Source organism: Pseudomonas sp. FSL R10-1350, from assembly GCF_009600525.1.
Classification (GTDB): Bacteria; Pseudomonadota; Gammaproteobacteria; order Pseudomonadales; family Pseudomonadaceae; genus Aquipseudomonas; species Aquipseudomonas helleri.
The window spans coordinates 1-25337 of record NZ_WIVR01000042.1; the positions used below are offsets into that span (position 1 = coordinate 1).

At 58.8% G+C, this 25337-nt stretch carries 17 protein-coding genes; 12 read left to right on the top strand and 5 right to left on the bottom strand.

Annotation, left to right across the window (positions count from 1 at the left end; all coding sequences use genetic code 11):
- From GHO25_RS17455 to GHO25_RS17465, 3 genes are all read left to right on the top strand, one after another.
- A partial coding sequence (locus GHO25_RS17455; protein WP_178110131.1) for an ATP-binding protein occupies positions 1–466 on the top strand: 466 nt, incomplete at its 5' end.
- The gene (locus GHO25_RS17460) at positions 435–1094 is read left to right on the top strand and encodes a response regulator (protein WP_153391449.1); all 660 of its coding nucleotides are present in this window, start codon (positions 435–437) and stop codon (positions 1092–1094) included. The genes GHO25_RS17455 and GHO25_RS17460, both read left to right, overlap by 32 nt.
- Positions 1095–1838 carry a PAS domain-containing protein gene (locus tag GHO25_RS17465; RefSeq protein WP_153391451.1) on the top strand — a complete coding sequence of 248 codons (744 nt, stop codon included), beginning with the start codon at positions 1095–1097 and terminating at the stop codon, positions 1836–1838. It begins immediately after the preceding gene.
- A 166-nt stretch (positions 1839–2004) separates the two neighbouring features.
- Here the strand turns inward: GHO25_RS17465 and GHO25_RS17470 are convergent, their stop codons facing one another.
- Positions 2005–2910, bottom strand: coding sequence for a LysR family transcriptional regulator (locus GHO25_RS17470; protein WP_153391453.1), 906 nt, complete (start codon positions 2908–2910; stop codon positions 2005–2007).
- Positions 2911–3002: 92 nt separating this feature from the next.
- Here GHO25_RS17470 and GHO25_RS17475 point away from each other — a divergent pair, with 92 nt between their 5' ends.
- The 4 genes from GHO25_RS17475 to GHO25_RS17490 are packed head-to-tail and all read left to right on the top strand — an operon-like array spanning position 3003 to position 7319.
- A complete protein-coding gene (locus GHO25_RS17475; RefSeq protein ID WP_153391456.1) occupies positions 3003–3782 on the top strand; it encodes an SDR family NAD(P)-dependent oxidoreductase in 780 nt (259 codons plus the stop codon).
- The gene (locus tag GHO25_RS17480; protein WP_153391458.1) at positions 3783–4514 is read left to right on the top strand and encodes an SDR family NAD(P)-dependent oxidoreductase; all 732 of its coding nucleotides are present in this window, start codon (positions 3783–3785) and stop codon (positions 4512–4514) included.
- 29 nt (positions 4515–4543) lie between these two features.
- Positions 4544–5950 carry an aspartate aminotransferase family protein gene (locus tag GHO25_RS17485; protein ID WP_153391460.1) on the top strand — a complete coding sequence of 469 codons (1407 nt, stop codon included), beginning with the start codon at positions 4544–4546 and terminating at the stop codon, positions 5948–5950.
- Between the two features lies 1 nt (position 5951).
- Positions 5952–7319: a glutamine synthetase family protein gene (locus GHO25_RS17490; protein WP_153391462.1), complete on the top strand. Its 1368-nt coding sequence runs from the start codon at positions 5952–5954 to the stop codon at positions 7317–7319.
- A 122-nt stretch (positions 7320–7441) separates the two neighbouring features.
- On the opposite strand, the gene GHO25_RS17495 is transcribed toward GHO25_RS17490, so the two are convergent.
- Entirely contained in the window at positions 7442–8665 is a 1224-nt protein-coding gene (locus GHO25_RS17495; RefSeq protein WP_153391464.1) for an acyl-CoA dehydrogenase family protein, read from the bottom strand.
- Between the two features lie 404 nt (positions 8666–9069).
- Here GHO25_RS17495 and GHO25_RS17500 point away from each other — a divergent pair, with 404 nt between their 5' ends.
- The 4 genes from GHO25_RS17500 to GHO25_RS17515 are packed head-to-tail and all read left to right on the top strand — an operon-like array spanning position 9070 to position 13605.
- Complete coding sequence (locus GHO25_RS17500) at positions 9070–10272, top strand: SfnB family sulfur acquisition oxidoreductase (protein ID WP_048369112.1); 1203 nt, start codon at positions 9070–9072, stop codon at positions 10270–10272.
- Positions 10273–10288: 16 nt separating this feature from the next.
- Positions 10289–10735, top strand: a complete 447-nt coding sequence (locus tag GHO25_RS17505) for an acyl-CoA dehydrogenase (RefSeq protein ID WP_153391467.1) — start codon at positions 10289–10291, stop codon at positions 10733–10735.
- A 4-nt stretch (positions 10736–10739) separates the two neighbouring features.
- Complete coding sequence (locus tag GHO25_RS17510; protein ID WP_153391469.1) at positions 10740–12140, top strand: LLM class flavin-dependent oxidoreductase; 1401 nt, start codon at positions 10740–10742, stop codon at positions 12138–12140.
- A 28-nt stretch (positions 12141–12168) separates the two neighbouring features.
- Positions 12169–13605 carry an FAD/NAD(P)-binding protein gene (locus GHO25_RS17515; RefSeq protein ID WP_153391471.1) on the top strand — a complete coding sequence of 479 codons (1437 nt, stop codon included), beginning with the start codon at positions 12169–12171 and terminating at the stop codon, positions 13603–13605.
- Positions 13606–13720: 115 nt separating this feature from the next.
- On the opposite strand, the gene mgrA is transcribed toward GHO25_RS17515, so the two are convergent.
- The 3 genes from mgrA to GHO25_RS17530 all read right to left on the bottom strand — a co-directional run bounded on the left by mgrA (position 13721) and on the right by GHO25_RS17530 (position 22242).
- Positions 13721–14758, bottom strand: a complete 1038-nt coding sequence (gene mgrA / locus GHO25_RS17520) for an L-glyceraldehyde 3-phosphate reductase (RefSeq protein WP_048369108.1) — start codon at positions 14756–14758, stop codon at positions 13721–13723.
- A 234-nt stretch (positions 14759–14992) separates the two neighbouring features.
- Entirely contained in the window at positions 14993–17737 is a 2745-nt protein-coding gene (locus tag GHO25_RS17525) for an RHS repeat domain-containing protein (protein ID WP_153391473.1), read from the bottom strand.
- Positions 17734–22242 (bottom strand): SpvB/TcaC N-terminal domain-containing protein, encoded by a 4509-nt coding sequence (locus GHO25_RS17530; protein ID WP_153391476.1) that lies wholly within the window; start codon positions 22240–22242, stop codon positions 17734–17736. The genes GHO25_RS17525 and GHO25_RS17530 overlap by 4 nt, the downstream gene beginning before the upstream one ends.
- A gap of 317 nt (positions 22243–22559) precedes the next feature.
- On the opposite strand from GHO25_RS17530, the gene GHO25_RS17535 reads away from it, so the two are divergent.
- Positions 22560–25307, top strand: coding sequence for an RHS repeat-associated core domain-containing protein (locus GHO25_RS17535; protein WP_153391478.1), 2748 nt, complete (start codon positions 22560–22562; stop codon positions 25305–25307).
- The last annotated feature ends 30 nt before the right edge of the window (positions 25308–25337 follow it).

Sequence of the window (25337 nt, forward strand, 5' to 3'; positions counted from 1 at the left end):
CGCCCGCCTGACCATGGACGGACGCTCGTTGCGCCAGGCCCTGGCAGACTCGGTGGCAGAGTTTTCCCGGCGTTGCATCATCGTCTTCGAGCTGGATAACCGCTTGGCCGACAACGCCTTGAGCGCGGAAACCGAATTGCAGGTGCTGCAGATCATCCGCGAGGCGCTGGCCAATGCAGTGCGCCACTCGCACGCGCGGCATGTGCGCATTGAACTGCGGCAAAGCCAGGGCGGCGAGGTATCGGTGTCGGTCGAAGACGACGGCATCGGCCTGAGCCCTGCATCCGGTGAAGAAAACCATTTTGGTCTGGCGATCATTCGTGAGCGGGCGGCCAGCATTGGCGCACGTTTGAGCATCGACGCCAACCGCCCGCACGGGGTGCGTGTGCACCTTGCGCTGGTCGGCCATCCAGACGTGCCAGAGGGGAGTTTCGATGCAGAGCACCACCTTATTGCTGATCGATGATCATCCGCTGTTTCGCAAGGGCCTGGCGCAGCTGTTCAGTGCCAGTGACGACTTCGAAGTGGTCGGGCAGGCTGCCAGTGGGCGCGAGGGCATCAACCTGGCCGTCAGCCTGGCACCGCAGCAAGTCCTGCTGGATTTGCACATGCCCGGCCTGAGCGGCTTGCAAGTGCTCGACGAACTGCGCCAGTTGCGCCTGGAGTGCCAGATCGTGGTGCTGACCGCGTCCATGGACCGTAGCGAGTTGCTCAGCGCCTTGCGCTTGGGCGCCAACGGTTATGTACTCAAGGAAACCGAACCCGATGCCTTGCTGGCCTACATGCGCAATTGCAACAAGGGCGCGATTGTTCTGGATTCCACCTTGATTGCTTTGCTCGCCGATCAAAACGAGGCGGTGAGTGCGTGCGATCCGTTGGACACAAGTCACCTGACCGAGCGCGAAGGCCAGACTCTGGCGCTGATTGCGGCGGGCATGAGCAATAAACAGATCGGCCGCAAACTCGGGATCAGCGACGGCACAGTGAAAATCTACGTGAAGAATTTGCTGCAAAAGCTCAGTTTGCACTCACGCCTCGAACTGGCAGCCTGGGTGCATAACGGGGCATCGAACCGGTCCGAGGAGCGACATTAAATGATGGAACGACGAGAAACACAGCCGCAGGTGCCGTCGTGGGCGCTGATGGATGGTTTTGCGGCGGCGCTGCTGGAGCTGCGCGACAACGGGCAAATCGTTCATTTCAACCGGGCCTGGGTCGAGTTGATGGACCAGCCGTCGGCGCAGCGCAACCTGATCGACTACGTACACCGTGAAGACCGCTCGTTATGGCGCCAGGCCCTGCTAGAACTGCAACGGCGCCCGGCCACCACGTTCAGCCAGCGCTTGCGCTTTGTTCACCCCTCAGGCGAATTGCGCTGGCTGGAGGTGAGCCTCAAGCGTGGGCCTGGCGGGTTTTATCTGGTGGCAGGCGACGTCACCGCGCACAAACGCCGCGAGATTGCCCTGCAAGCCAGCCAGCGCAGCAGCGCGAGTTTGCTCGACAGCATGCCGGGGTTGATCTATCGCGGGCGCAACAACCGCGACTGGACCATGGAGTTTGTCAGCGCCGGGTGCTTGCGCCTGACCGGCTACCCGCCGGAGCGTCTGGTGGACAACCATGAATTCACCTACAACAGCTTGATCCTGGAACAGGATGCCGATTACGTCTGGCGCGAAGTGCAATACGCCCTGACGCGTTGCGAACCGTTTGAATTGAGCTATCGCATTCGCTGCGCGGATGGCGCGATCAAAAAAGTCTGGGAGAAGGGCGTGGGCATCTATGCCGACACCCGCGAAGTGCTGGGCATCGAAGGCGCGATTTTCGAACGAGGCACATAACCCCTCTGTAGGAGCGAGCTTGCCTCGCGATCTTTTGATCCAAGAGTCCCTCTCCCGAAGGAGAGGGAACCGATTGGGTGATGCTGTCGATTATCGGTGGCCTGTTTGCTACGCGACAGCTCGGCGTTGAAGACGGGGCGGCAGATCAGGTGACGGTGGTGCCAATCTACGAGCGGCGCGGTTCGCTGTTGACCATCTCACGCATCAGCGCCAGGTAACGGCTGGCGCCTAATCCCAGCGGACGGTTTTTGACCCAGACAATGTCAACCCACAAGCGCATCTGGCTGGCCATGTTGTCAAACACCACTTCGGTCAGCGCACCGGTTGCAATCAAGGGTTGCACCAACGGTCGCGGCAACCATGCCCAGCCGACCCCGGCTTGTACCAGATCAAGAGTCGCTAGGTAGCTGTCGCTCAACCACACACGGCGTGACAGCACCACCCGCGGGTCGGAGCCGGTGGGCTCGTCGGTGGCGACGATAATCTGCCGGGTATTGACCAGCTCTTCTTCACGCAGCGGGCTTTTCTGCTCGCCACCCGCAGGGTGGTCTGGCGACACCACGGCCACCAGCAACTGGCTGCCGGCCTCGAGAAAGGTTTCGCGCTCATCAATACCCGGACGCTCAAAAACCAGCGCCAGTTGCACCGTGCCCTCGTGCAGCATGCGGATGGCCTGGGACTGCGAAGCTGAGCGGATTTCGATTTCCAGGGTGGGAAATTCTTTGGCCAGCGTCGCCAGCGGGCGGCTCCAGACCCCGGTTTGCAGCTCCGGGGCCATGGCCACGATAAAGCGTTGCTCCAGCCCTTGATGCAGTTGCAAGGCATGGGCATCGAGCAGGTTCAATTGGCTGGCGACCTGTCTGGCCTGCGGCTCCAATGCGCGGGCAGCGGGGGTGGGGATGGCTTTCCGGGTCGAGCGGTCGAACAGCACCAGGTCCAGTTCGGCCTCCAGTTGTGACACCGCCATGCTCACCGCCGAGGGCACGCGCCCGAGCTTGCGCGCTGCTGCAGAAAACGAACCGCTGTCGACGACGGCGAGGAAAACCTTGAGTGTTTCGCTGGTAAAGGCCATGGGTTGTCAGTTTTGTTGATGATAATCGTCTTTTTTTATCAGCTTTATGAACCTAAATTCCAGTCCCATCACAACCGCAAGTGGAGCGCAGCATGTTCAACGCGATTGATCAGGGGCGCGTCGCGCTCGTCAGTGGCGCCGGTAGCGAACGGGGTATCGGCATGGCCATTGCCCGCAGGCTGGGGGCGGCCGGGGTCAAGCTGATCATTACTGCCAGCAGCGCGCGCATTGCTGAGCGGGTCGCAGAGCTGCGAGCAGAAGGCTTTGACGCCCACGGCCGGGTCGCTGATCTGACCGATGAACATCAAGTGCATGAGCTGGGGCAGTGGGCTGAAAGCCTTTGGGAGCGCATCGATATTTTGGTGAACAACGCCGGCATGGCCATGCAGGGCAGCCCGGAACCGTTCAGTGAACTGGCGAGCATGGATTTGCACACCTGGAACCTGTCGCTGGCGCGCAACCTGACCAGTGCCTTTTTGCTCACCCGCGCCGTGTTGCCGGGCATGAAAGCCCGTGGCTACGGGCGCATCGTCAATATCAGCTCGACCACCGGCACGCGCGGCAGCAACCCTGGCGAGTCGGCTTACAGCGCGGCCAAGGCCGGGATGCTCGGAATGAACATGGGGCTGGCCCTGGAAGTGGCCAGCCACGGCATTACCGTCAATGCGGTGGCCCCCGGCTGGATCGCCACCGGCTCCAGCACGCCCGAAGAAGCAGAAGCTGCACGTTACGTGCCCATAGGGCGTGCAGGCGACCCGCGAGAAGTGGCCAGCGCCGTGGCGTTTTTGGCGTCATCCGAGGCCAGCTATATCACCGGCGAAGTGCTGGTGGTGGATGGCGGCAACTGTCTGATCGAAAACAAGGCGCCCTGAATGTCTGAGTCCACTGTTTCAGTGTTGGTGACCGGTGCCGCAGGCGGCGTCGGGCGAGCGCTGGTTGAGCATTTTACAAAGCAGGGCTGCAAGGTCTTCGCCACCGACCTCGCGGCTTTAGAGGTTGACTACCAAGCCGATATTCGCCGCCCCGCAGCGTGTAAAGCGGTGGTTGCCGCTGCCGTGGCGGCCATGGGGCGTCTGGATGTGCTGATCAACGCCGCCGGTGTCTGGCGTGAAGGCCCGGTAGAGGAATGCAGCGAAGAAGACTTTGATCTGGTGCTGGATGTGAACCTCAAGGGCACTTTTTTTATGTGCGCTGCGGCCATTCCGTATTTAAAGGAATCTGAAGGCAGCATCGTGAATATTTCCAGCGATGCCGGTCGCCAAGGCAATAAAAACGCCGCCGCGTATTGCGCCAGTAAAGGCGGGGTGACGTTGCTGAGCAAAACCCTGGCGCTGGACTTGGCACCCTTTGGCGTGCGTTGCAACGCGATTTCCCCCGGAGATATCGAGACCCCGATGCTCAGGTTTCAGGCCGAGCAATACGGCCAGGGCGATACACAAGGCTATTACCGGGCCTTGCTGGACAAGTACCCGCAGGGCGCGCGTGCGCGTTTTATTCAGGCGCAGGAAATAGCCGAACTGGCGTTTTTCTTGAGCCAGCCCGGTGCGCGCTCGATTACCGGCGCCGACCTGGTCATCGATTGCGGCCTCTCGGCTGGCAACTAACAACAACACGCAGCAAAAAGGACTTAAGCATGTCGATCAGTGGAATTAGCGAAGCAGCGGTTGAAGTGTTCGCAGCGGCCGAACGCGAGCGTTTCATCGAGAACAACCCCAAGTCGATTGCGCTGGCAGAGCGGGCCCGGGCCAACCTGTATAACGGCGTGCCCATGCACTGGATGAGTGACTGGTCAATGCCCACGCCGCTGTTTGTGCAGCAGGCCAAAGGCGCACGTTTCACTGATGTGGACGGTCATGAATACGTCGATTTTTGCCTGGGCGATACCGGCAGCATGTTCGGACATTCCCCCGAGCCGATTGCCCGCGCCATGATCGAGCAAGCCCACAGAGGCCTGACCACTATGCTCCCCGGCGAAGATGCAGTGGTCTGCGGCGAGCTGCTTGCCGAGCGCTTTGGCTTGCCGTATTGGCAGGTGACCGCCACGGCCACCGATGCCAACCGCTACGTGGTGCGCTGGGCGAGGGCGATCACCCAACGCAAGACACTGCTGGTGTTCGACGGCTGCTACCACGGCACCGTGGATGACGTGATGGTGCGCAATCGCGAGGGCGCCACGGTGCATCGTTCCGGCCTGGTCGGCCAGGCCTACGACCTGACCCAGTTCAGCCGCTCGATCCCGTTCAATGACGTCGACGCCCTTGAGGCGGCGCTGGCTCAGGGCGATGTTTGCGCGCTGTTGTGCGAACCGGCGATGACCAATATCGGCATGGTCCTGCCCACTGACGGCTTTATGCAAAAGTGCCGTGAACTGACGCGCCGCTATGGCAGCCTGCTGATCATCGATGAAACCCACACCATCTCCACCGGCATGGGCGGTTGTACCCGCCTGTGGGACTTGCAGCCGGACTTTTTTGTGGTCGGCAAACCGATTGCAGGGGGCGTGCCCTGCGCGGTATTCGGGTTTACCCAAGAAGTCGCGGCGGGGATGCAGGCCGTGCAACAGCAAAACACTGAGCAAAGTACCGGGCATGGCCACAGCGGCATGGGCACGACCCTGTCAGCCAATGCCCTGGCCATGCATTGCATGCGCGCCAATTTGCAGGAGGTCATGACCGAACAGGCCTACCGGCACATCTTGCCGCTGGCAGCCGATCTGGCCCAAGGGCTGCGGGGAGTGTTTAAACAGCACGGCCTGCACTGGTCGGTGACAGAGTTGGGCGCGCGTTGCGAGTTTCAGTTCTGTGCCACGCCCCCTAAAACCGGCGCGCAAGCCGAGGCAGCGTTCCACGACAGCCTGCAAATGGCCTTGCACCTGTACCTGATCAACCGCGGGATCCTCATCACGCCGTTCCACAACATGACCCTGTGCTGTCCGTCCACCAGCGCGGCGGACGTCGAACGTTTAATTGGCGAACTGGATCAAGCGCTAAGCATCTTGCTGGCGTTGCCGGGTGCCCGCGTCGCCACTCACGAGGTTTGATATGCAGTTTGCCGATAGAAAAGAAGCTGAAGCCTTTTTGGCTGCCAACCCGCAGATGCGCAGCATCGAGCTGTTCCTGATCGACGCCAACGGCGTGCCGCGTGGCAAGTTGCTGCACCGCGATGAACTGCTGGCCATTTACGACAATGGGCGACCGCTGCCCAGTTCGATTCTGGCGTTGACCCTTCTGGGTGAAGACGTTGAAAGCACCGGGCTGGTCTGGGACGTGGCCGACGCAGACTGCTGGACATACCCGTTGCCCGGCAGCCTGACCGTACAACCCTGGCGCACCACGCCGACCGGCCAGTTGCAAGTGAGCATGCACCCCGAACAGGGCTTGCCAGCAGCCCCGGCCGATCCCCGGCATGTGCTTGCGCAGACCATTGACCGGCTCAAGGCCGACGGTTACCACCCGGTGATGGCGGTTGAGCTGGAATTTTATTTGCTCGACCGCCAACGTGACGCCAATGGCCGCCCGCAACCGGCACTGCAAGCCAATGGCGCGCGCCCGCAGGTGCCGCAGGTCTACGGGATTTACGAGCTGGAGCAGCTACAGCCGTTTCTGGACGACCTGTATGCCGCCTGCGAAGCGCAAGGCTTGCCGGTGCGCACGGCAATTTCCGAGTACGCGCCCGGTCAGGTCGAGCTGACCCTTGAGCATCGTTTCGACGCACTGCAGGCCATCGATGAAGGCGTGCGCTACAAGCGATTGGTCAAAGGGGTGGCCAACAAGCACGGGCTACAGGCCTGTTTTATGGCCAAGCCGTTCAGCGATCAGGCAGGCAGCGGTTTGCACCTGCACGTGAGTATGGCCGATGAACAGGGGCATAACCTCTACGCCAGTGATGACCCGCACGGTACGCCGCTGCTGCGTCACTCCATCGGCGGGATGATGCACTCCCTGACGGATTCGCTGGCGATCTTTTGCCCTCACGCCAACTCGTACCGGCGCTTTCAGGCCAGCAGTTATGCGCCACTGGCCAAGAGTTGGGGGGTGAACAACCGCACCGTGTCATTTCGCGTGCCCGGTGGCCCTGCGCAGAGTCGGCACATCGAGCACCGTATCTGCGGCGCCGACGCCAACCCGTATCTGGCGGCGGCTGCGTTGCTGGCAGGGATCCATCTCGGCATCCGTCAGCAGATCGATCCGGGGGCGCCGATTGTAGGTAATGGCTATGAGCAGGCGACTGACTTTCTGCCCACCGACTGGCTCACTGCGCTGTTGGCACTGGAGCGTTCAAGCTGGGCACGGGAAGCGCTGGGGGAGGGGTTTATCAAGGTCTACCTGGCTATCAAGTGGCAGGAGTACCGGCTGTTCAACGCTGAAGTGGGTGAGCAGGACTGGCGCTGGTATTTGACCCACGCTTGAACTGTTCAAAAACCTGTAGTCGCTGCCGAGGTACGAGGCTGCGATGGGTTGCGAAGCGACCCCTCTGACGGCGGTCCTGCGGCCCGCATCGCAGCCTCGTGCCTCGTCAGCGACTACGTCTTTTAACTTTTTACGCTGTTGCCAATCTGCCAGACGTATTTGGGTTCGATGCCGTTGACCACCCAGTCGCCGATGATCCGTGCCTTGAAGATCCACGGGTTATGCGAAGCGGCGGTGCGGGCGTTGCGCCAGTGACGGTCCAGCGACTTGTTGATGCTGACCCCCGAGGCACCTAGTGCATTGAACAGGTCGGTGGTTGCCCGCAGTACCAGTTCCGAGACCACGACCTGAGCCTTGGACGTTTCAATTTCGGCGTCGATATTGGCCTGGCGTTCGGCTTCGGCATCGTTGGCAAAACGCGCAAGGTAAGCGCGCTGCAGCGGTTCGGCCGAGCGCAGGGTGGCCGCTTCGGCGGCGTAGACCTGTGCCGAGATTTGCCCCACCACCTGCTGTATTTGCGGGTCGCCGTGGGTGGTATCGGCAGAGCCCTGGCTGAACACGCGCTTGCGGGTGCGCACTTCATGGGCCACATCGCGCTCCACGGCACGGCCAATCCCGGCCAGCACTGCCAGCAAGACCAACTGGTAAAACGCGGTCTGGTATTTGAAGCGGGTTTCGAACGGGATCACCTGCTCGGCGCTCAGCGGTACCTCGACATACAGCGACGTGCCGCTGCCGGTGGTGCGCTGGCCAAAGCCGTCCCAGTCATCGCTGTGGCTGACGCCTGAGTGACGGGCATCGACGATGGCAATCACATCGGCGCCGTTGTCCGAGCGCTGCGCGTAGACGTCCACCCAGTCGGCAAAAATGCTGCCGGTGCTGTAATACTTGGCGCCGTTGAGCACAAAATTCTCGCCTGCCGGGCGCACTTTAGTGATGACCTCGCCGATTTTAACCGCGCCGATTTCGGTCCAGCCGTTGCCCACCAGATCCCCCGCTACAAAACGCGCAAACCAGGCATCCCGCGCCGGGCTCGGTGGAGCATTGAGGCGGTCTTCGACAAAGGCAAAATGGCCACGCAGCGATTGCACAATGTTCGAGTCGGCCTCAGCCAGTTCGATCAGCAACTGGAACAGCTGGCTGATTGAAGCCCCCGCGCCGCCGAACTCCACGGGCACCCGCACGGCGCCAAACCCGGCCTCTTTCAGCCAGCGTATCGGCTCAAAAGGCAGGTCGCGTGCCTGCTCGCGCTCCACCGTCCCGGCGGCGATTTGCCGGAACAGTGGGCGAAAACGATTGGCCAGCGTTTCGTAGTCGGTGCCGACGGACAGAGGGTTTTGACTCATGACAATGCTCCTGCATAAATAAAGGTCACTGGCATGTCCGTTGCACACTCTGTGCCGTTAAGTCGCAAGCCGATAATCCGGGCGTTTGATGTGTTTTTGCCAGCCCAACTGTTGGCTTTCCAACAGTGGATTAACACGTTGTACGCCAATCCAACAGCACCGCTCCGGGCTTGCCTTGCGATCTTTTTTGAAGATCAAAAGATCGCGAGGCGAGCTCGGTCCTACAGGTATGTGTTGCTATGGCAACTGTTGCTTAGCCAACAGCAAGTGGACAGATTGCACGTGAGTTGTTGTTATCTGTTCAACGTTAAATTTAATAACTATCTGATTTATAACGATATTTAAAAACGGCACGACCTGTGCAATGGGGACTTCAGTGTTTTCCACTGGATTGGAGTCTGCCCATGAGCATTTCTGTATCACCCCCTGCCAAGGCCCATGTGATCGCCTCGGATGCCGAGGCCATCGAGATCGCCAAAGCCCTGGCGGTGCGTTTTGCTGAAGAAGCCTCGGTGCGTGACCGGGACCGGCGTTTGCCGGTGGCCGAGCTGGATCTGTTTGCCGCCAGTGGCCTGTGGGGCATTACGGTGCCCAAGGCCTACGGTGGGGCCGGGGTGTCGTATGTCACCGTTGCCGAGGTGATCAAGATCATTTCGGCTGCCGACTCGTCCCTGGGGCAAATCCCGCAAAACCACTTGGGCGTGCTGGATATCCTGCTGCACACCGGCAGCGAAGAGCAAAAGCGTTACTACTACGGCAAAGCCCTGGAGGGCTGGCGTTTCGGCAACGCCTTTTCAGAATCCAAGAGCAAAAATGTCGGCGCCTTTCAGACCCGGATCCGCTTTGAAGACGAGCATGCTGTGGTCGACGGTGAGAAGTTTTACTGCACCGGTGCACTGTTCGCCCATATCGTCCCGGCGGTGGGCGTGGATGAACAGAATCGTCCCTTTATCGCCTTCGTCGAGCGCGACAATCCGGGGCTGACCATCATTGACAGTTGGGACGGTTTCGGCCAACGCACCACCGCCAGTGGTGGTGCGGTATTGGCAGGCGTGCGCGTGCCATTGAGTGCCGTGATCCCGGCGTACAAAGCCTTTGAAGAGCCCACGGCAGACGGTCCGATCTCGCAAATCATTCAGGCGGCAGTGGACACCGGCATTGCCCATGGCGCCTTTGAACAGGCGCTGATTCATGCGCGGTTGTCCCGCCCGTGGGTCGACAGCCAGTTGGATCACGGCTGGCAAGACCCTTACACGATTGCCGCCATTGGCGATTTGCAATGGCGCCTGCACGGCACCGACGCGATTCTGGCCAAGGCCGGGCGGGCCATTGACCATGCGTTGCGCTCGCCCAGCGAAGAGAGCGTGGCTGAAGCCTCGGTGATTGTGGCTCAGGCCAAAGTGCTTTCAGCCGAGATCGCCTTGCTCGCCAGCAGCAAGCTGTTCGAGCTGGCCGGTACGCGCTCGGTGCTCGGCAAACACAACCTCGACCGCTTTTGGCGCAACGCCCGCACTCACACCCTGCATGACCCGGCGCGCTGGAAATACCACCTGATCGGCAATCGTCTGCTCAACGGCATTCTGCCTCCACGCCATGCCTGGAACTGATAGAGGACTCACCACCATGAACAGCCCGGCAATCGCTTTGCCCAACCAGCTTGCAGCAGCGGCCGAAGACCTGCGTCTGGCCCGACAAGGCCTGGAGAAGACCCTCACATTCGTTCGCGAACAGGCCCAACCGTGGGCGCTCAGCGGCTTAAGCAAGGCCGTGGACGACCCGTACATCATCGGCAAGTTTGGCGACCTGAACATTCGCCTCGACGTGGCCGAAGCCCTATATCTGCGTGCGCAACACTTTGTTGGCCCGGCTGCCGAGACCCTGGTGGCGACGGCCGAAGCCGTGCTCGCCAGCGCCGAAGCGTTGCAGGCGGTGGGCAACGTGCAGCAAGAACTCACTGGCAGCCGTTCGCCGTCGCCTTCTCTGGAAGGCCGCGAACCCTTGCGCTGGCAGGCCCGGATTATTGGTAACTACCGTTTGAACGGCGTCATACCGCCTCAGCTTCAGGAGTAAACAGATGTCCCGTGAAATTCGTCTCAACGCTTTCGACATGAACTGTGTGGGCCACCAGTCGCCCGGCCTGTGGGCGCACCCGCGTGATCGTTCGTGGCAATACAAGGACCTGGAATACTGGACCGATCTGGCAAAAATCCTCGAGCGCGGCAAGTTTGACGGCTTGTTTATCGCCGACGTGCAGGGCATTTACGATGTTTATCGCGGCAACGGCGAGGCAGCGATTCGTCAGGCGGCGCAAGTGCCCGTCAATGACCCGCTGCAACTGATTCCACCCATGGCGATGGTCACTGAGCATTTGGGGTTTGGCCTGACTGCGTCGTTGTCGTTTGAGCACCCGTACCCGTTCGCCCGGCGTCTGTCCACGCTTGATCACCTGACCAAGGGCCGTGCCGGCTGGAACATCGTGACCTCATACCTGGAAAGCGGGGCCAAGAATCTCGGGCAAAAAACCCAGACGGCCCACGACTCGCGCTACGACTTCGCCGAGGAATACCTGGAGGTTTGCTACAAGCTCTGGGAAGGCAGCTGGGAAGACGGCGCGATCTTGCGTGACCGTGAGCGCCGGGTATTCAGTGATCCGAGCAAAATCCATGAGATCCAGCATGTCGGCGAGCATTTCCAGGTGCCCGGCATTCACCTCTGTGAGCCATCGCCGCAGCGTACGCCGGTGCTGTACCAGGCCGGCGCCTCCAGCCGTGGCAAGCAGTTTGCCGCTGAACATGCCGAGTGCGTGTTTGTGGCGTCGCCGTCCAAGGCCTTGTTGAAAAAGACCGTGGCCGATATTCGCCGTCGTGCTGCCGAGGCGGGCCGTGACCCGTCGAAAATCCTGATTTTCAACCTGCAAACGGTGATCGTCGGTGAGACCGACGCCAAGGCCAAAGCCAAGTTCGAAGAGTACAAAAGCTACGTCAGCTACGAAGGGGCGATGGCCTTGATTTCAGGCTGGACCGGTATCGACTTCAGCCAGTTCAAGCCTGACGAACCGCTCAAGCACGTGCATACCAACGCCATCCAGTCGGCAGTGGAAACCTTCTCGACTGCCGATCCGAACACGATCTGGACGCCAAATGCGCTGGCCGACTGGGTGGGTATCGGTGGTTTTGGCCCGTTGTTTGTCGGCGGCCCGGAAACCGTGGCCGACCTGCTTGAAGAGTGGGTGGCCGAGACCGACGTCGACGGGTTCAACCTGGCTTATGCCGTGACCCACGAAACCTTTATCGACGCGGTGGAGTTGCTGGTACCGGAGTTGCAAAAGCGCGGGGTGTACAAAAAGGAATATGCGCCGGGTACATTGCGCGAGAAACTGTTTGGCGAAGGCCCGAAACTGGCGGATTGGCACCCCGGTGCCGGCTACCGTAACCTCGGCGAACTGAACCGGGCGCGTGAAAAAGAACGTGCGTGATGAGCTGTCTTCAAAAGAGAGAATACCCATGAGTGAGCCACAAGGCGGACAGGCAACGCCTGCCATCCGCGAGGCCGATGTGTTGATTGTTGGCGGTGGCCTGAGCGGCACCTTGCTGGCCATGCAATTGCTGCGTTTGCCGGGTGCCCGGAATATCGTACTGGTCGAGCCGCGGGTCGAACTGGGGCGGGGCGAGGCTTACAGTGCCACAGAACTGGGGCACACCCTGAACGGCAATGCGGCGCGCATGAGCATTGACCCGGACGATGCCGACGATCTGACGCGTTGGCTCAAAGCGCATATTGCAAGCGGCGGCTGGCCTGAGTCGGCGTTGCAGGACGTGCCGGTCGAGCACCTGTTCCCGCCACGCGGGCTGTTTGGCCAGTATGCCCAGCAGCGGCTGGCCGAAGCATTGGCCACCGGTTCGGCGCAAGGCTCAAGCCTGACCCATGTGCGTGACGAAGCCATCGACCTGCAAACCGAGCAAAACCGGGTTCAGGTGACCCTCAAGGATGGGCGTCAGTTGCAGGCGGCGGTGGCCGTGTTGGCCACCGGCATGTTCCCGGCCGCGCGTACGGCGCAGCGCCAGTCCAGCGGCCTTAATGCAGCGGCGCTGGACCCTTGGGATGTTCAGGCATTGCGCGGTTTGCCGGTGGATGCACGGGTGCTGATCATTGGCTCCGGGCTGACCATGGTCGATGCGCTTGAGTCGTTGAATCGGGCCGGGCATCGAGGCTCCATCGAGGTATTTTCACGGCACGGCCTGTTGCCGCATGTGCGGCGTCAGCCACCGGCCTGGGAAGACTTTTTGACCCGGGATCCGGAGATTCGCAGCCCGTTACAATTGCTCCGGGCGTTGCGTCGCCAGTGTGAGCTGGCCGAGGCGGCGGGCATTGATTGGCAGGCACCGCTGGACACCGTGCGCGTGCATATCGGTCGGTTGTGGAGCCAGGCCAGTGATGTTCAGCGCCGCCAGTTTGTGCGCCATGTGCGGCCGTGGTGGGAAAGCCATCACCACCGTTCCCCGCCCCAGGGTAATGCCTTGCTGGAGCAACTGTTGGGGGAAGGGCGCTTGACCATCAATGCCGCGTCACTGCAGGGCGTGGAGGTCAGCGCTGACGGGCGTCCGCGGATTCGCCTGCGCTATCGTGGGCAGGCGCAGGTGAGGCTGGTTGAAGGGGATGGCCTGATCAACTCCACCGGCATTGAATACGACTGGCGTCGGGTCGATAAAGCCTTGCCGCGTCAGTTGTTGGAGCGGGGTTTGATTCGTGCGGGCAACCTGGGCCTGGGTATCGCCGCTGATCCGTCAGGGGCTGTGCTCAATGCGCAGTCGGAACCGGCGAAACGCCTGTTTGCCATGGGCCCGCCGTTGCGTGGCGAATGGTGGGAAAGTACCGCCGTGACCGATGTGGCCTTGCAGGCCAAGGCGTTGGCGGCGCGGTTGGCTGAACGCGGGTTGTAACGGCTTCACTCTTTTGGTGGGAGCGGGCTTGCTCGCGATAGGGCGCACGCGGACGTCAATGACACCGCGTTGTCTGTATCGCGAGCAAGCCCGCTCCCACCGTCAAAAGAGTGGGTTATTCAGCCGTTGACGGTTTTTCCCATAGGTTGATCCCGCCTTCCTGGGCAAAGCGGTCGATTTCGGCCAGTTCTTCTGCGCTGAACGCCAGGTTTTGCAACGCACCGACGTTTTCGACAATTTGCTCAGGGCGGCTTGCGCCAATCAGTGCCGAGGTCACGCGCGGGTCACGCAGGGTCCAGGCCAGTGCCAGTTGGGCCAGGCTCTGACCACGGCGTTTGGCGATCTCGTTGAGCGCGCGTACATGGGCAATGTTGCTTTCAGACAAGTGCTTGCTCTGCAACGAACCACCACCCGGGCGATTGACCCGCGCATCAGCCGGAATGCCATTGAGGTATTTGTCCGTCAACAAACCCTGCGCCAGCGGAGTGAAAGCAATCACCCCGGTGCCGAGTTCTTCGGTGGTGTCCAGCAGGTCCTTTTCCACCCAGCGATTCAACAGGTTGTACGCCGGTTGGTGGATCAGCAGCGGTACTTTCCACTCTTTGAGCAGCGCCGCGATTTCACGGGTTTTGACCCCGGAGTACGACGAAATCCCGATGTACAGCGCCTTGCCTTGTTGTACCGCGGTGGCCAGGGCGCTGGCGGTTTCTTCCAGCGGGGTGTCCGGATCGAAGCGGTGCGAGTAGAAAATATCGACGTAGTCCAGGCCCAGGCGCTGCAGGCTCTGGTCAAGGCTGGCGAGCACGTACTTGCGTGAGCCGCCGCCCTGGCCGTAAGGGCCGGGCCACATGTCCCAGCCTGCTTTGCTGGAGATGATCAACTCATCGCGGTAGTGCTTGAAGTCTTCGCGCAGCAAACGGCCAAAATTGATCTCGGCACTGCCATACGGCGGGCCATAGTTGTTGGCGAGGTCAAAGTGGTTGATGCCCAAGTCGAAAGCGGTGCGCAGCAAGGCGCGCTGGGTGTCGATGGGCGTGCTGTCGCCAAAGTTGTGCCACAGCCCCAGGGACAGGGCTGGCAGCACCAGCCCGCTGCGGCCTACGCGGCGATAAGGAATGGATTCATAGCGGTTTTCGGCTGCGGTATAAGTCATCGAAAAGTCTCGTGTTGAGAAGGTAGAGACCCTGCATCCCGGTTGGCCGGACGCTTCAATCCCAAGTGATCACGCAGTGTCGCAGGCGTGGGATGAGGCGATATGCGCCCCGGTTGCCCGCGGTTTTCGGCCTTGTTTGGCGAGGCTTAGGTTCGCTCTGCCTTTCGATCAGGTCAACACCTTAATCAATCCTGTGTATAGACAAGACGAATGACTTATCGAACAAACGTCAAGCTATCGACCTGTATGTATGTTTTTGGCCGGGCCGCTATAATTTTTTAGTTGTTTTAGCACAACGCCGATTCTTTTCATAAATGAGTTATTTACGTTTCCCTGTGTGTCGATTTTTTCTGCGTAGGCTATATCTTCCACCTCAAAATAGGTGTGTGGTGCTATTAGTCGCTCATACTCTTCAAGTACAGGAGACGCTATTCCATAGACAAGAGGGGCAGCCTCTGCGTTCTTAATCAAATAATGCGCAAGTGTTGTAGTCGTTTCTTTTTCTGGGCTGTCCGTCAAGGTTTGAGCATAGGAATTACTTTCCGAAACCGCCATCAATAATGCTTGATTAGAGACAATGTCACCTTTGTTGATAGTCTTGCCCCACGGTATATCATCGCTATGTGCGTATTCATCCGTGCGCAGTAGAACCGCTTTGTCAATGGTGAGTTTGCTAATGCTCGACTGTAAGTTTACATAGGCTTTTCGGAATTTATTATCCAGAGGCTTGTTTTCGGCAAGATGTTGATTGAGTTCGTAGCTTATAGCGTCCGGGTAATCATCGCTATCCATGAAATCATGGTATTCAAATGCGTCGCCAATACTGCTCCATCCCCGAATGGCCGCTTTTTCATCCATGCTTAATGCATCAAAGCGATTAACATACTCCGACATGTCCAAAGGGTGAACTTCGGTTAAGTTGATCTCGTCAGAAAAAGCAACTTCTGCTGCCAGAGAAGTGTTGAGTGCTCCCAAAGTTCTAATTAAAAAGCGTCCTGAAGATTCTTTTCTTCTATAAGGCGTTTTGACAATGGCGTCTTCAAAGTTTCGTCCATCATTATCGGTCAGACGTATTGGGGAGTTTGCTACAAACCGATAGTGGTTCAATCCATCCACATCCCCCGCCGGATCCGGATTAATCCAGCGCTGCAACCACGGCGCGTAATATCTAAACCCGTAGTAATACAACCCGGTTGCATCCCGTTCTTTACCCGAAAAACGAATCACTTTGTAGCGGGCTTCCAGTGCATTTTTGGCCGCCCACCAAGCCGTACCGCCGTAGGGATAGTAACTCTCCTGACTCAGCAACTCGCCATTTTGATCCAGCTCCAGCGTGCTGCTGCCCAAATGGTCGTTCACGCTGTAACGGTGTTGATGCTGGCCATTATCACGGTTCAACAAACGCACGGCATTACGCCCCGCTTGGGCAAGCACCACGTGCAATTGCTCGCCTGTCGTTCGGCTGCGGATCTCCAGCCCCGGCAAGTAGCGCACTTCGCTGATGTGTTCACCGCCAAGGGTTTTGGCGCGGCGCACTTTACGCACGCGCTGGCCGCCGCCGTCATAAATGTAGGTTTCCGTATCGTCGTCCTGACCATCGGGATCTTCGCGCTGCACCTGCGTTACGTGCTGCAACTGGTTGCGGCTGTCCCACTGCATAAGTTGGCCCGGTGCCAGAGCCTGTTGATTGCCGTTGGCATCAAACGCCTTGGCAAAATCTATCGGCGAACCGTCCTTGAACAGGCTGCGGTTGCTGCGTGCGTCGACGACCATTTCGCGGGTACAGCTGTTGCCAGCTCCGGCAGCGTGCTTGAGCCGGGTCAGGTTGCCGCCACTGTCGTAGCTGTAGGTCTGGCTGTAAGTGCGCCAACGGCTGTCATCTACCGGGCCGAAGATCTCTAGCCCCGGCAGACCCGGGCCGATGGTTTGGCTGGCGTTTTCGCGACCGGTGGCGCTGATCAGTTGATAGAGCGTGTCATAGGTGAAGGTACTGACTGCCTGAATACGCTGCCCGGCAAACCATTGCACTGACTGGGCAAGGTCTTCGATGCGGGTGATGTTGCCTACCGGATCGTACTGGTAGTTCAGGTCCTGTAGCGTCTTGCCGTCTGACCTTTTGGCCTTGAGGTTGGACAGCAGACCGTCCCGAGCCGAGTAATAGGCCGTGGTAGTGACGCCGTTGCCTGCCAGCTCAATTTCTACCTGACCAAAGACGTTGTAGGTCGTGCTTTTGAGCAGGGCAACGTCGTCCAGCCAGGACGCAAAAGGTTGCCCGGCCACATCAAATTCAAAACGTTGCACGTGCTCAAGGGCATCGATTTGTTCGATAACAGCGCCCAGCGCATCGTGACGCCAGCGCGTGGTGTAAGTAGTGTCTTCAAGATCGGCTTCAGACGCGGGCCAATGGGGCGGCGTCAGTGCGGTGCAGAATCGCCGGGTTTCGCTCAGCGGCTGCCCGCTGAGGGCAAATGCTTCATGCCACAGACTGCCCGCCTGATCATCGTGGCGAAGCAGTTGCCCGCAGCGGTTGTGGCGGGCGGCCTCTTCGTCGGCACCTGCGTAGGTAAAACGCTCCACGCACAGCGGCGGTTCGTTCTCGAAAACATTCACTGGCCGCATGAATTCATCGTAGGTAAAGCGCCGATGGGTGTCGCGCCCGTCCCAGCTATCACGCAACTGCCCGGCGGCGTCATGGCAGGCAAGCCGCCAGCCGGCATCCACGCTCGTGGTCAGCAGCACTTGGCCGCTGAGGCTGTAGCGCATGGACTGGTTTGCAAGATCGCTCAGCTCAGATAAACGCGGGTCCCATTGCTGGCACAGGTGCCCCTTGGCATTGAACACTTGACGCTGGACCTGCTCAGCGATGGGCTCCTCAACTTCCTGTCGATGGTGAGCAATGCTGCGTACAACCAAACCACGTGGATCTGTGACCAAGAGGGAGGGTGTGTACTGGTGCAAACCGATCTTGAGTGCCGTCATTTACGACGGCTTCGCAACTGTGCCAGTAATGTCGCCTTCAACGGTGCTGGCGGTACCTCTTGGTCCAGGTCATTTTCATCTTCGCTGATGGTGTACCACGTGAGGTAAGTTTGGCGGCGCCATCCGCCTCTGGCAGTGAAGGTGTCAGTCGGCCGCCCGAGAGAGTCGTAGAACTGTTGATCGCTGTAACCGAACTCACGAAAGGACTCATCGTTGATATAGCGATGTTTATCCGCGAAGTAAGGCTGATACGTACGAATCGCCAGGCCTTTGTTGTTGTATTCCACCCGCTCACTGACCCGCCATCGCGGTACGTCCTGTACCTGGACCGGTTTACCGTTGTCGATGATCAGGTTGCCTTCATCGTCGACCGCATAGGCATAGCCATTCTCGACTTTTTGTTTGCTTTGCAGGGGGCGGCCAAAACCGTCGAAGCTCGCCAGGCTGATGCGGATTTGTTGAGCGGCATCTCCAGGGTAGCGATCTGCCACCAGCACGGCGCTGTGTACCGGCTCGCGCCGTACCGCCTGAGCCAGGAGCGCCAACTCCGGGTGGGTCATGGCGCGGGCCCGAGCCTTGGCGCACAAATGCCCGGAGGGTATGACGTCACCTGATGCCACATGCTCGCACATCCAGGCCTTGTCATTGTGCAAGGTGGCTGGCACACGGCCCATCCAGCTAAACGCGTCGTAGACACTCACCGATGCGGCGTTTTTAATCGCGTCTTCAGGGCTTTCGATGGCCGTACCCGGATCTTTGATGCTCGTTTCAAAACTGCTGATCGGATCAAATCCGATCGCTTCCCCGCGTTCGGTCCCGTAGAAGCTGCTCGCCCGCAATTGTCCGAAGGCGTCAAAAATGGCCTCTTGAGTATTTTGGTTAGGGTCGACGATGCGCCACGCTTGCAGGGTTCGGTAGTCATAGGTAGCCACGGTGCTACAGCCATCCGGGGTGGTGACACTGAGCGGCGCCAGGAAGTACGGGTCATAGGTGACGGTTGTCAGACCATGACTGAGGGTGGGCCGAAATTGCAGGATGTTGTAAAACTGGGCCGCCGTGCCGTAGCTCGCGAACCCGCGTCTAACGGCCCACAGCGCCTCTCCATCGTTGGGTAAAAAAACCGCCATGCGCACATAACCCAGCTCTTCGAGGCGCTGATAAAGATCAGCACGCTTGGTAAATACACGGTCATAGGCGGCCAGCGCGGTTTCATCCAGCTCCGCCGTTTCAGTGAAGTCGGCGAGTGCCGTCAGTGTGGCTTGGCCACCTTTGTAATGCTGGACGGCTTGCCCTGTCAGCACGCGCTCTTGTCGTGGCCTGAGCGGCCCTGTCAGGGTATCCAATAGCGTTTCGTAACCCAGCGTTTCGGGGGACAGTTCGCTTGCAGGGAGCACCAGTGCATTTGTGCGCGTCTGGTAGGGCAAGCCAAGACGCCAGGCTTTACGGGTCGTCAGGTTGATCGCCTGGGCCCGGCTTTCGCTCAAATAATAAGACTGCTGGGCCTCATCGTGGGCTGCCTGCCACCACCGTTGTTGATGTTCGTCTATGAACGGAGGCACGCTGGCAGACGTTTTGCGCCGTGCATAATCGACTACAACGGCGTGAGTCGAGCTGCCATAGGCATCCCAACTCAGTCCTACGCTGTGCTTGCAGAGCGGATCAAAATCTTCGTTTTGGTTGGTAGCGCTGTCGTACTGGTAGCTGATGGATTCCAGCGGCAACACCAGCATTGCCGCGTAGGGCTGACGGTGTTCAAGGTCCTGGGCCATTAGCTCACGGACCAGGTATCGATTGTGTTGCACCGAATACAGCACGTTATGACCGTCGGCATCTTCCAGACCAAAGACTTCTACGCGAAGGGGGGAGCCGCTCAGGGTTCGTGCCACTTCGCGCAATTGGGCCTGCGTAGGCGCGAGAACAAGGTTGTCATGGTGCCGAGTTTCACCCCCACCGATGTTTTCAGCCTTGTAACGGCTCAGCAGGGTAGGGCCCAAGGGTTGAGCCTTAGTGTCCCGCAGGTCATAACCTTCTGGCGCAAGCTCGGGGTAGCGGCCGGTGTGGAACCAGGTTTTGGTCAGTGTCGGGGCGGTATAGCCCACCGGTATGTCTTCGTTGTCGGCAGCTTCGGTATCAGTTTGGATCAGCAGACCAAAACCGCGGACTTCTCGCTCCAGACCGTCGTAGAAGCCCTGACGATACTGGAAGTGTTGAGTCAGGCGATTGCCGGTAATTTCGTCGAGTTGAGTTTGCTGAGCCACCACATGCATGGGAAACGGCAGGTAACAAACGGCAGGCTTTTGAGCGGCAAGCAGTGATTGCTTTTCGTCCAGCCACTCCTGGGCCGAACTGCGATATCTGACAGTGCCTGTTGCCCCCATGTTGTTATTGGTTTCAACAAGCATGTACGGCTTGGCCTGCACAAAGTCGCAACGCCAATGGCGTGGTGACATGTGCGGTGATGTAAAAATCAGGCTCGAACAACCCAGCCCTTGCAGGTCTGCGGTACTGAGTTGGCAGGTATTGTCGTAACGCACGCCTTCGGGCCAGGGCACGCTTTGCCTGGCAGCAAAAGCGTTACCGCATTGGTTCATATAGACGTCGATGCTCTGCGAGTTCAGGTACAGAATATCGGCCGCACCGCTGCCATCCAGGTCAGCCAGCAATACACGGGATGCGTCAAAGTCAGCGTACTGCGCAAACTGTGGGCAAGGCAGCAAGAAGCCTTTGCCAAAGTTCCCCCGGCCCAGATTCGGCCAACAGCGCACCTCGTTGTGGCGAATACGCACCAAGTGCTGTTGGCCGCTGCCCAGCAGGTCGCTGAATGCTACGACTTCGGTTCGGCTGTCACTGTGCAAGGGCAGATGGTCGTCTGGCAGCGAGTGGGGCACGTCCAGTGCAGCGCTAAAACCTGCTTCGCGGCGATTGGCATACAGGCGCACGCTACGCGTGCCGATCAGTGCCAGATCGGAGAGTCCGGCACCGATCAAATCGGCCATTTGCCCTTGCGGGTGGAAGAACTCCTGAGGGAACGCCGCGAACGTTGCAAAGCGCGACCAGGTGCGATCCGGGTTAAGGGTAAAAAAACCGCTTAATCCAGGTTGGGCCACGATCCAGTCCAGTCTTCCGTCGCCGGTAAAATCGGTCAGTGACTGCTGCACCGGCTTGCTGGAGTCAGCTACCGGATGTGCGGGTAACGGCTGCCAAGGACCATATTCGATTTGATCGGGATTGGCTGAGTCGGCGCGCATCGGTTCGCGATACAGCCAATTATCATCACTTCGATACAACACGCCGGGCATGCCTTCGCCATAAAGGTCCAGCAGTTGATACTGCTGGCCATCATTGAGGCCGGGCATGGACTCAAACTCGGTAAAGTGCTGATCCTGCAGCTTAAACGCTGAGTAGGTGAACTCCACAGGAGGGCGAAACTCTGCTGCGCCATCATCGCCATAGGCGATGAGATGGGCTGCCACCAGGCAGTTGTAACTCAGTGGGCTGGTTTCATAGTTCAGCAGCAGGCGCTGCACCAGCAATGGCGCCTCACCCAATTCATCGGGGAAGTGATGAAACATCAATACTTGACGGCACAGACGCAGATTACCCAGTTCAAAGCCGTAGGCAAAACTTGAGTGCGGGTCGCTGCGTACCGGCCACGGTGACTTTTCTTCATAGGTGGGTTTTTCGGTCAGCTCGACTGTGCGCTCGCCGTAGTCAAACAGCAGGTCGAAATGCCACTGAGCACTTTCAAGCGCTTGTTCATCCCATAAGTAAAGCGCGTCATGCGCCTCGAAATTGCCGTAACGCACACGGTTCAGATAGCACTGGGCGATGAAGTCGCGAGGGTGCTCGGGGTCCAGCGCCACCTCGTCTTCAGGCTTGTACTCGTAAAGCACGTGCTCACCATGGGCGTTCATGGTTTCTTCCAGCAACCATTCGCCGACCCGCAGCGGGTTGTGCGGGTCCGTACTGCGAGAGCCGGGGCGTAAGCCAAATACAGACTGGCTGCCATCGGCGCTGTATACCCGCCAAAAACCCGGGTCTAGCGGATCTGTCGGTTTGGCCGGTACTGGCCGCCAGTGCTCAATGCGATCGAAAGCGCCTTCGGCACGGGCAAAGTGGCGGGTCACATCGTATGCAATGCCTTGTTGGGTAACACGCGTCGCGAAACGCTCGCCCTGTTGATCTCGCTCAGCCAGCCACACATCACCGCTGGGGCCGACAATCACATCCTCGTCAGTGTAAGTGGGTACGCCCTTGTTGCTGCGTCGGGCAACAACCCCCAGGTTGAGCGCCCAACCCAGGCCAAAAAGCCCATTTCCCGCTGCACTGCTGTAGCTCAAACTCAGAGAAGGCCCATAACCACGTCCCGCCGACACAGGTAAAGGCAGCCCGCTGCTGGCAGCCCCTGAGCTGCCAACCGCGCCCCAACCTTTACCGATACTTTGAATCGCGCCGCCGCCTTTGGGCAGTACCGGGGTAGAAACACTCAGCGAGTCTTCGGCCATGATCAAACACTCCGGTGGGGCAGTTTTTTGGCGGCTTTACCTGATTGGGCAGGGAGTACAGCAGCCGGGAGCGCGCCCATGAGGTCCTGTCGACCAAGTGCGAGGGCCTTTTCGGGAAGTTTGGCGGTGGGCACAAGTGTCATGAGAAGTGAATGTGTTGCCATTTCCGCATCCTGCTCGTGTTGATGACTTCTGAGCAAACTACGGAATTTTCCTACTTCTGTGACCTGTCATTTCTGACAGTTGTTTAAAGTATTTACAGAGCGCTACTGTCACCAGATTGAACACCAACCTCATATTTTGAGGCGCTATTGAGCATGTCCCTGCACCAAAACACCCCGACTTTGACTGTGAGCGACCCTCGCGGTCTTGTCGTGCGCACGGTGTCTTGGCACCGAAGTGCAACGCAGGACACGGTACAAGCACGCAACACGCTTCAGCGCTACGACGCAAGCGGTCGGTTGAACCAGCAATGGGACCCGCGCTTATTTGAACTGAGCGATCTTGCAAACCAGTCCACGCGCTACAGCCTCAGCGGCCAAGCGCTGCTGACCACGAGCGTGGATGCCGGCTGGCGGCTTGCCTGTCATGACGCCGCCGGGCAGTTGCGTGATAGCTGGGACGGGCGCGATACCCATCGGCGCTTTAACTACGATGAACTCCTGCGGCCAGTGAATGTGCTCGAACACGAACCGCCGCTGTGCGTGGAGCGTTTTACCTACGCGGGTGCCGACGAAGAAGACGCCCACCACAACCGCTGCGGGCAACTGCTTCGCCACGATGATCAGGCGGGCACTCTGTGGCATGACGCATTTGCCCTCACCGGGCAGCCGCTGAGCGAGGCGCGGCAATTCTGCACCGCACTGACGCAGCCCCATTGGCCCGCGTCTGAGGCCGATCTTGAAGACACGGCTTACACTACGCGCTGGCGTCACGATGCGCTGGGCGCTGTTATCGAGCAGACCGACGCCCTTGAGCACGTGCAACGTTTTGAATTTGATGTGGCCGGGCAACCTTTTGCGTCCTGGCTGGACGATGTTGCCCTGCTCAAAAGCACGACCTACAACGCTTTGGGCCGAGTAGAAATTGAGCAGGTAGGCAACGATGTGACGACCACGGCCTATTACTCGGCGCGGGACAGCCTGCTGTCCAACCTTAAGATCAATAGATCAGACGGTAAGACGCTACAGGACCTGTACTACCAATACGATCCGGTAGGCAACATCACCCGCATCGAAGACCTTGCGCAGCCGGTGCAATGGTTTGCCGGGCAGCGTATTCAGGCAGTCAGTACGTACACCTACGACACGCTCTATCAATTGATCAGCGCCACCGGTCGCGAAAACGCCAGCCAAACCATCGGCCCGAGCCTGCCGGGGCTGGAGATCTTCGGCCCGGTAGACGACAGCCGTTGGCGCACTTACAGCCAGACCTACAGCTACGACAGCGGCGGCAACCTGACCCGGCTCAAGCACGCTGCCGGGGCTGGCAATAGCTATACCCGCGAAATGGTCGTCGACGCACGCAGCAACCGCAGCCTGTTCAAGGACGGCTCGCCGATGGATTTTGCCAAGGCGTTTGATGCCAACGGCAATCAACAGGCTCTGGCACCGGGCCAACTTATGCAGTGGGACAGCCGCAATCAGTTGCAGCTCGTAACCCAAGTGCAGCGCGAAGATCCCGATGGTCAGGACGACGATACAGAAACCTATGTCTATGAAGGCGGCGGCCAGCGCGTGCGTAAAGTGCGCCGCGCCAAAACCCGGGGTGGCGAGCACATCAGCGAAGTGCGCTACTTGCCGGGGCTGGAGATCCGCAGCCGCACAGCAGGCGAGCAATTGCACGTGGTGCTTGCCCAATCGGGGCGTAATGCCGTGCGTTTGTTGAACCGGGAAAATGGCCAGCATCAACACCGTTACAGCGTGAATGACCATTTGGGCAGCAGCACGCTGGAGCTGGATCAAAACGGCGAGTTGCTGAGTCAGGAAAGTTACTACCCCTACGGCGGGACGGCCTGGTGGGCGGCAAAAAGTGCACTGGAAGCCCGCTACAAAGTGATTCGTTATTCGGGCAAAGAGCGGGATGCGACCGGGTTGTATTACTACGGGTTTAGATATTACGCACCGTGGTTGCAGCGCTGGATAAATCCGGACCCGATGGGCGAAGTCGATGGTTTGAATGTATTTCGATTTGTTCTCAATTCACCTTTGTCATGGATGGATTCTGCAGGGGCAATCTCCTTACCTGTCAACGATGCGATAGAACAAGGTGTTCGATTAAAACGCTCTTCTATAGCGTTTGTTGCAAGAGGGCTGCAAGAGTTTGAAGCGCTCGGCGAAACGGGGAGCGAATTGGCAGGAAAACTTCGTGACGCGCAAACGATGGCGGTCGATATTCTGAGCTCAGCGATTGAAAGTGTATCCAGTCCCCAGCAAAGCAAAGTTGCTCATGCAGCGATGTCGCTTTTTCTGGGCGGCACGGCTGTGAGTGGTCGGACTCAAACAGAGTTGCGTGAGGGCTTCGAAAAACTGAAAAGCATGCAACTATCACGGATCGAAAAGGGTAAAGATCGGATAGTGATCTATGAAGAAGACAGCAAAACTGATGCCTTTGTGGTTAAAGTCGACACTGAGCGACGAATCTTTATTAAACAATCCACTATCCAGACCAGTGATATAACGTCGCTGGCCAGGCAGTTAATTCATGAGGAGTCGCATCTTGAACTGGGAACTTATGACGCCTTTTATATGCCGGTAAAGAATTTTGGTTACCCGGATAGTGATGAAGCATTGTTTGATACGCTTAAAACGGCTATGGCTATAAGTCGTGACGTGGGCAGCAAAGGAGAAAATAGTAAAGCGGTACGCAATGTTGATAAATACAGGGAGGTGATGGCTAAAATGCCGACACCAGCCGCAGGAAGTTGTACGGAAACTGCAGCAAATCAATGGGTATTTCTTAATAATGCGGATTCTTGGGCGCATCTCGCTATAGGCATGGCAAAGCCAAGTGTAATTTCTAAATATGGCCCTAAAAATAACCGAGGCGCTTCGGGGTTGAACTAGCCGGATATTATCCGGCTAGATGCAGGTTCG

Bases quoted from the DNA above. Each gene is read 5' to 3' on its own strand.
- GHO25_RS17460 (WP_153391449.1), top strand. From the start codon at position 435: ATGCAGAGCACCACCTTATTGCTGATCGATGATCATCCGCTGTTTCGC.
- GHO25_RS17465 (WP_153391451.1), top strand. From the start codon at position 1,095: ATGATGGAACGACGAGAAACACAGCCGCAGGTGCCGTCGTGGGCGCTG.
- GHO25_RS17470 (WP_153391453.1), bottom strand. From the start codon at position 2,910: ATGGCCTTTACCAGCGAAACACTCAAGGTTTTCCTCGCCGTCGTCGAC.
- GHO25_RS17475 (WP_153391456.1), top strand. From the start codon at position 3,003: ATGTTCAACGCGATTGATCAGGGGCGCGTCGCGCTCGTCAGTGGCGCC.
- GHO25_RS17480 (WP_153391458.1), top strand. From the start codon at position 3,783: ATGTCTGAGTCCACTGTTTCAGTGTTGGTGACCGGTGCCGCAGGCGGC.
- GHO25_RS17485 (WP_153391460.1), top strand. From the start codon at position 4,544: ATGTCGATCAGTGGAATTAGCGAAGCAGCGGTTGAAGTGTTCGCAGCG.
- GHO25_RS17490 (WP_153391462.1), top strand. From the start codon at position 5,952: ATGCAGTTTGCCGATAGAAAAGAAGCTGAAGCCTTTTTGGCTGCCAAC.
- GHO25_RS17495 (WP_153391464.1), bottom strand. From the start codon at position 8,665: ATGAGTCAAAACCCTCTGTCCGTCGGCACCGACTACGAAACGCTGGCC.
- GHO25_RS17500 (WP_048369112.1), top strand. From the start codon at position 9,070: ATGAGCATTTCTGTATCACCCCCTGCCAAGGCCCATGTGATCGCCTCG.
- GHO25_RS17505 (WP_153391467.1), top strand. From the start codon at position 10,289: ATGAACAGCCCGGCAATCGCTTTGCCCAACCAGCTTGCAGCAGCGGCC.
- GHO25_RS17510 (WP_153391469.1), top strand. From the start codon at position 10,740: ATGTCCCGTGAAATTCGTCTCAACGCTTTCGACATGAACTGTGTGGGC.
- GHO25_RS17515 (WP_153391471.1), top strand. From the start codon at position 12,169: ATGAGTGAGCCACAAGGCGGACAGGCAACGCCTGCCATCCGCGAGGCC.
- mgrA (WP_048369108.1), bottom strand. From the start codon at position 14,758: ATGACTTATACCGCAGCCGAAAACCGCTATGAATCCATTCCTTATCGC.
- GHO25_RS17525 (WP_153391473.1), bottom strand. From the start codon at position 17,737: ATGACGGCACTCAAGATCGGTTTGCACCAGTACACACCCTCCCTCTTG.
- GHO25_RS17530 (WP_153391476.1), bottom strand. From the start codon at position 22,242: ATGGCCGAAGACTCGCTGAGTGTTTCTACCCCGGTACTGCCCAAAGGC.
- GHO25_RS17535 (WP_153391478.1), top strand. From the start codon at position 22,560: ATGTCCCTGCACCAAAACACCCCGACTTTGACTGTGAGCGACCCTCGC.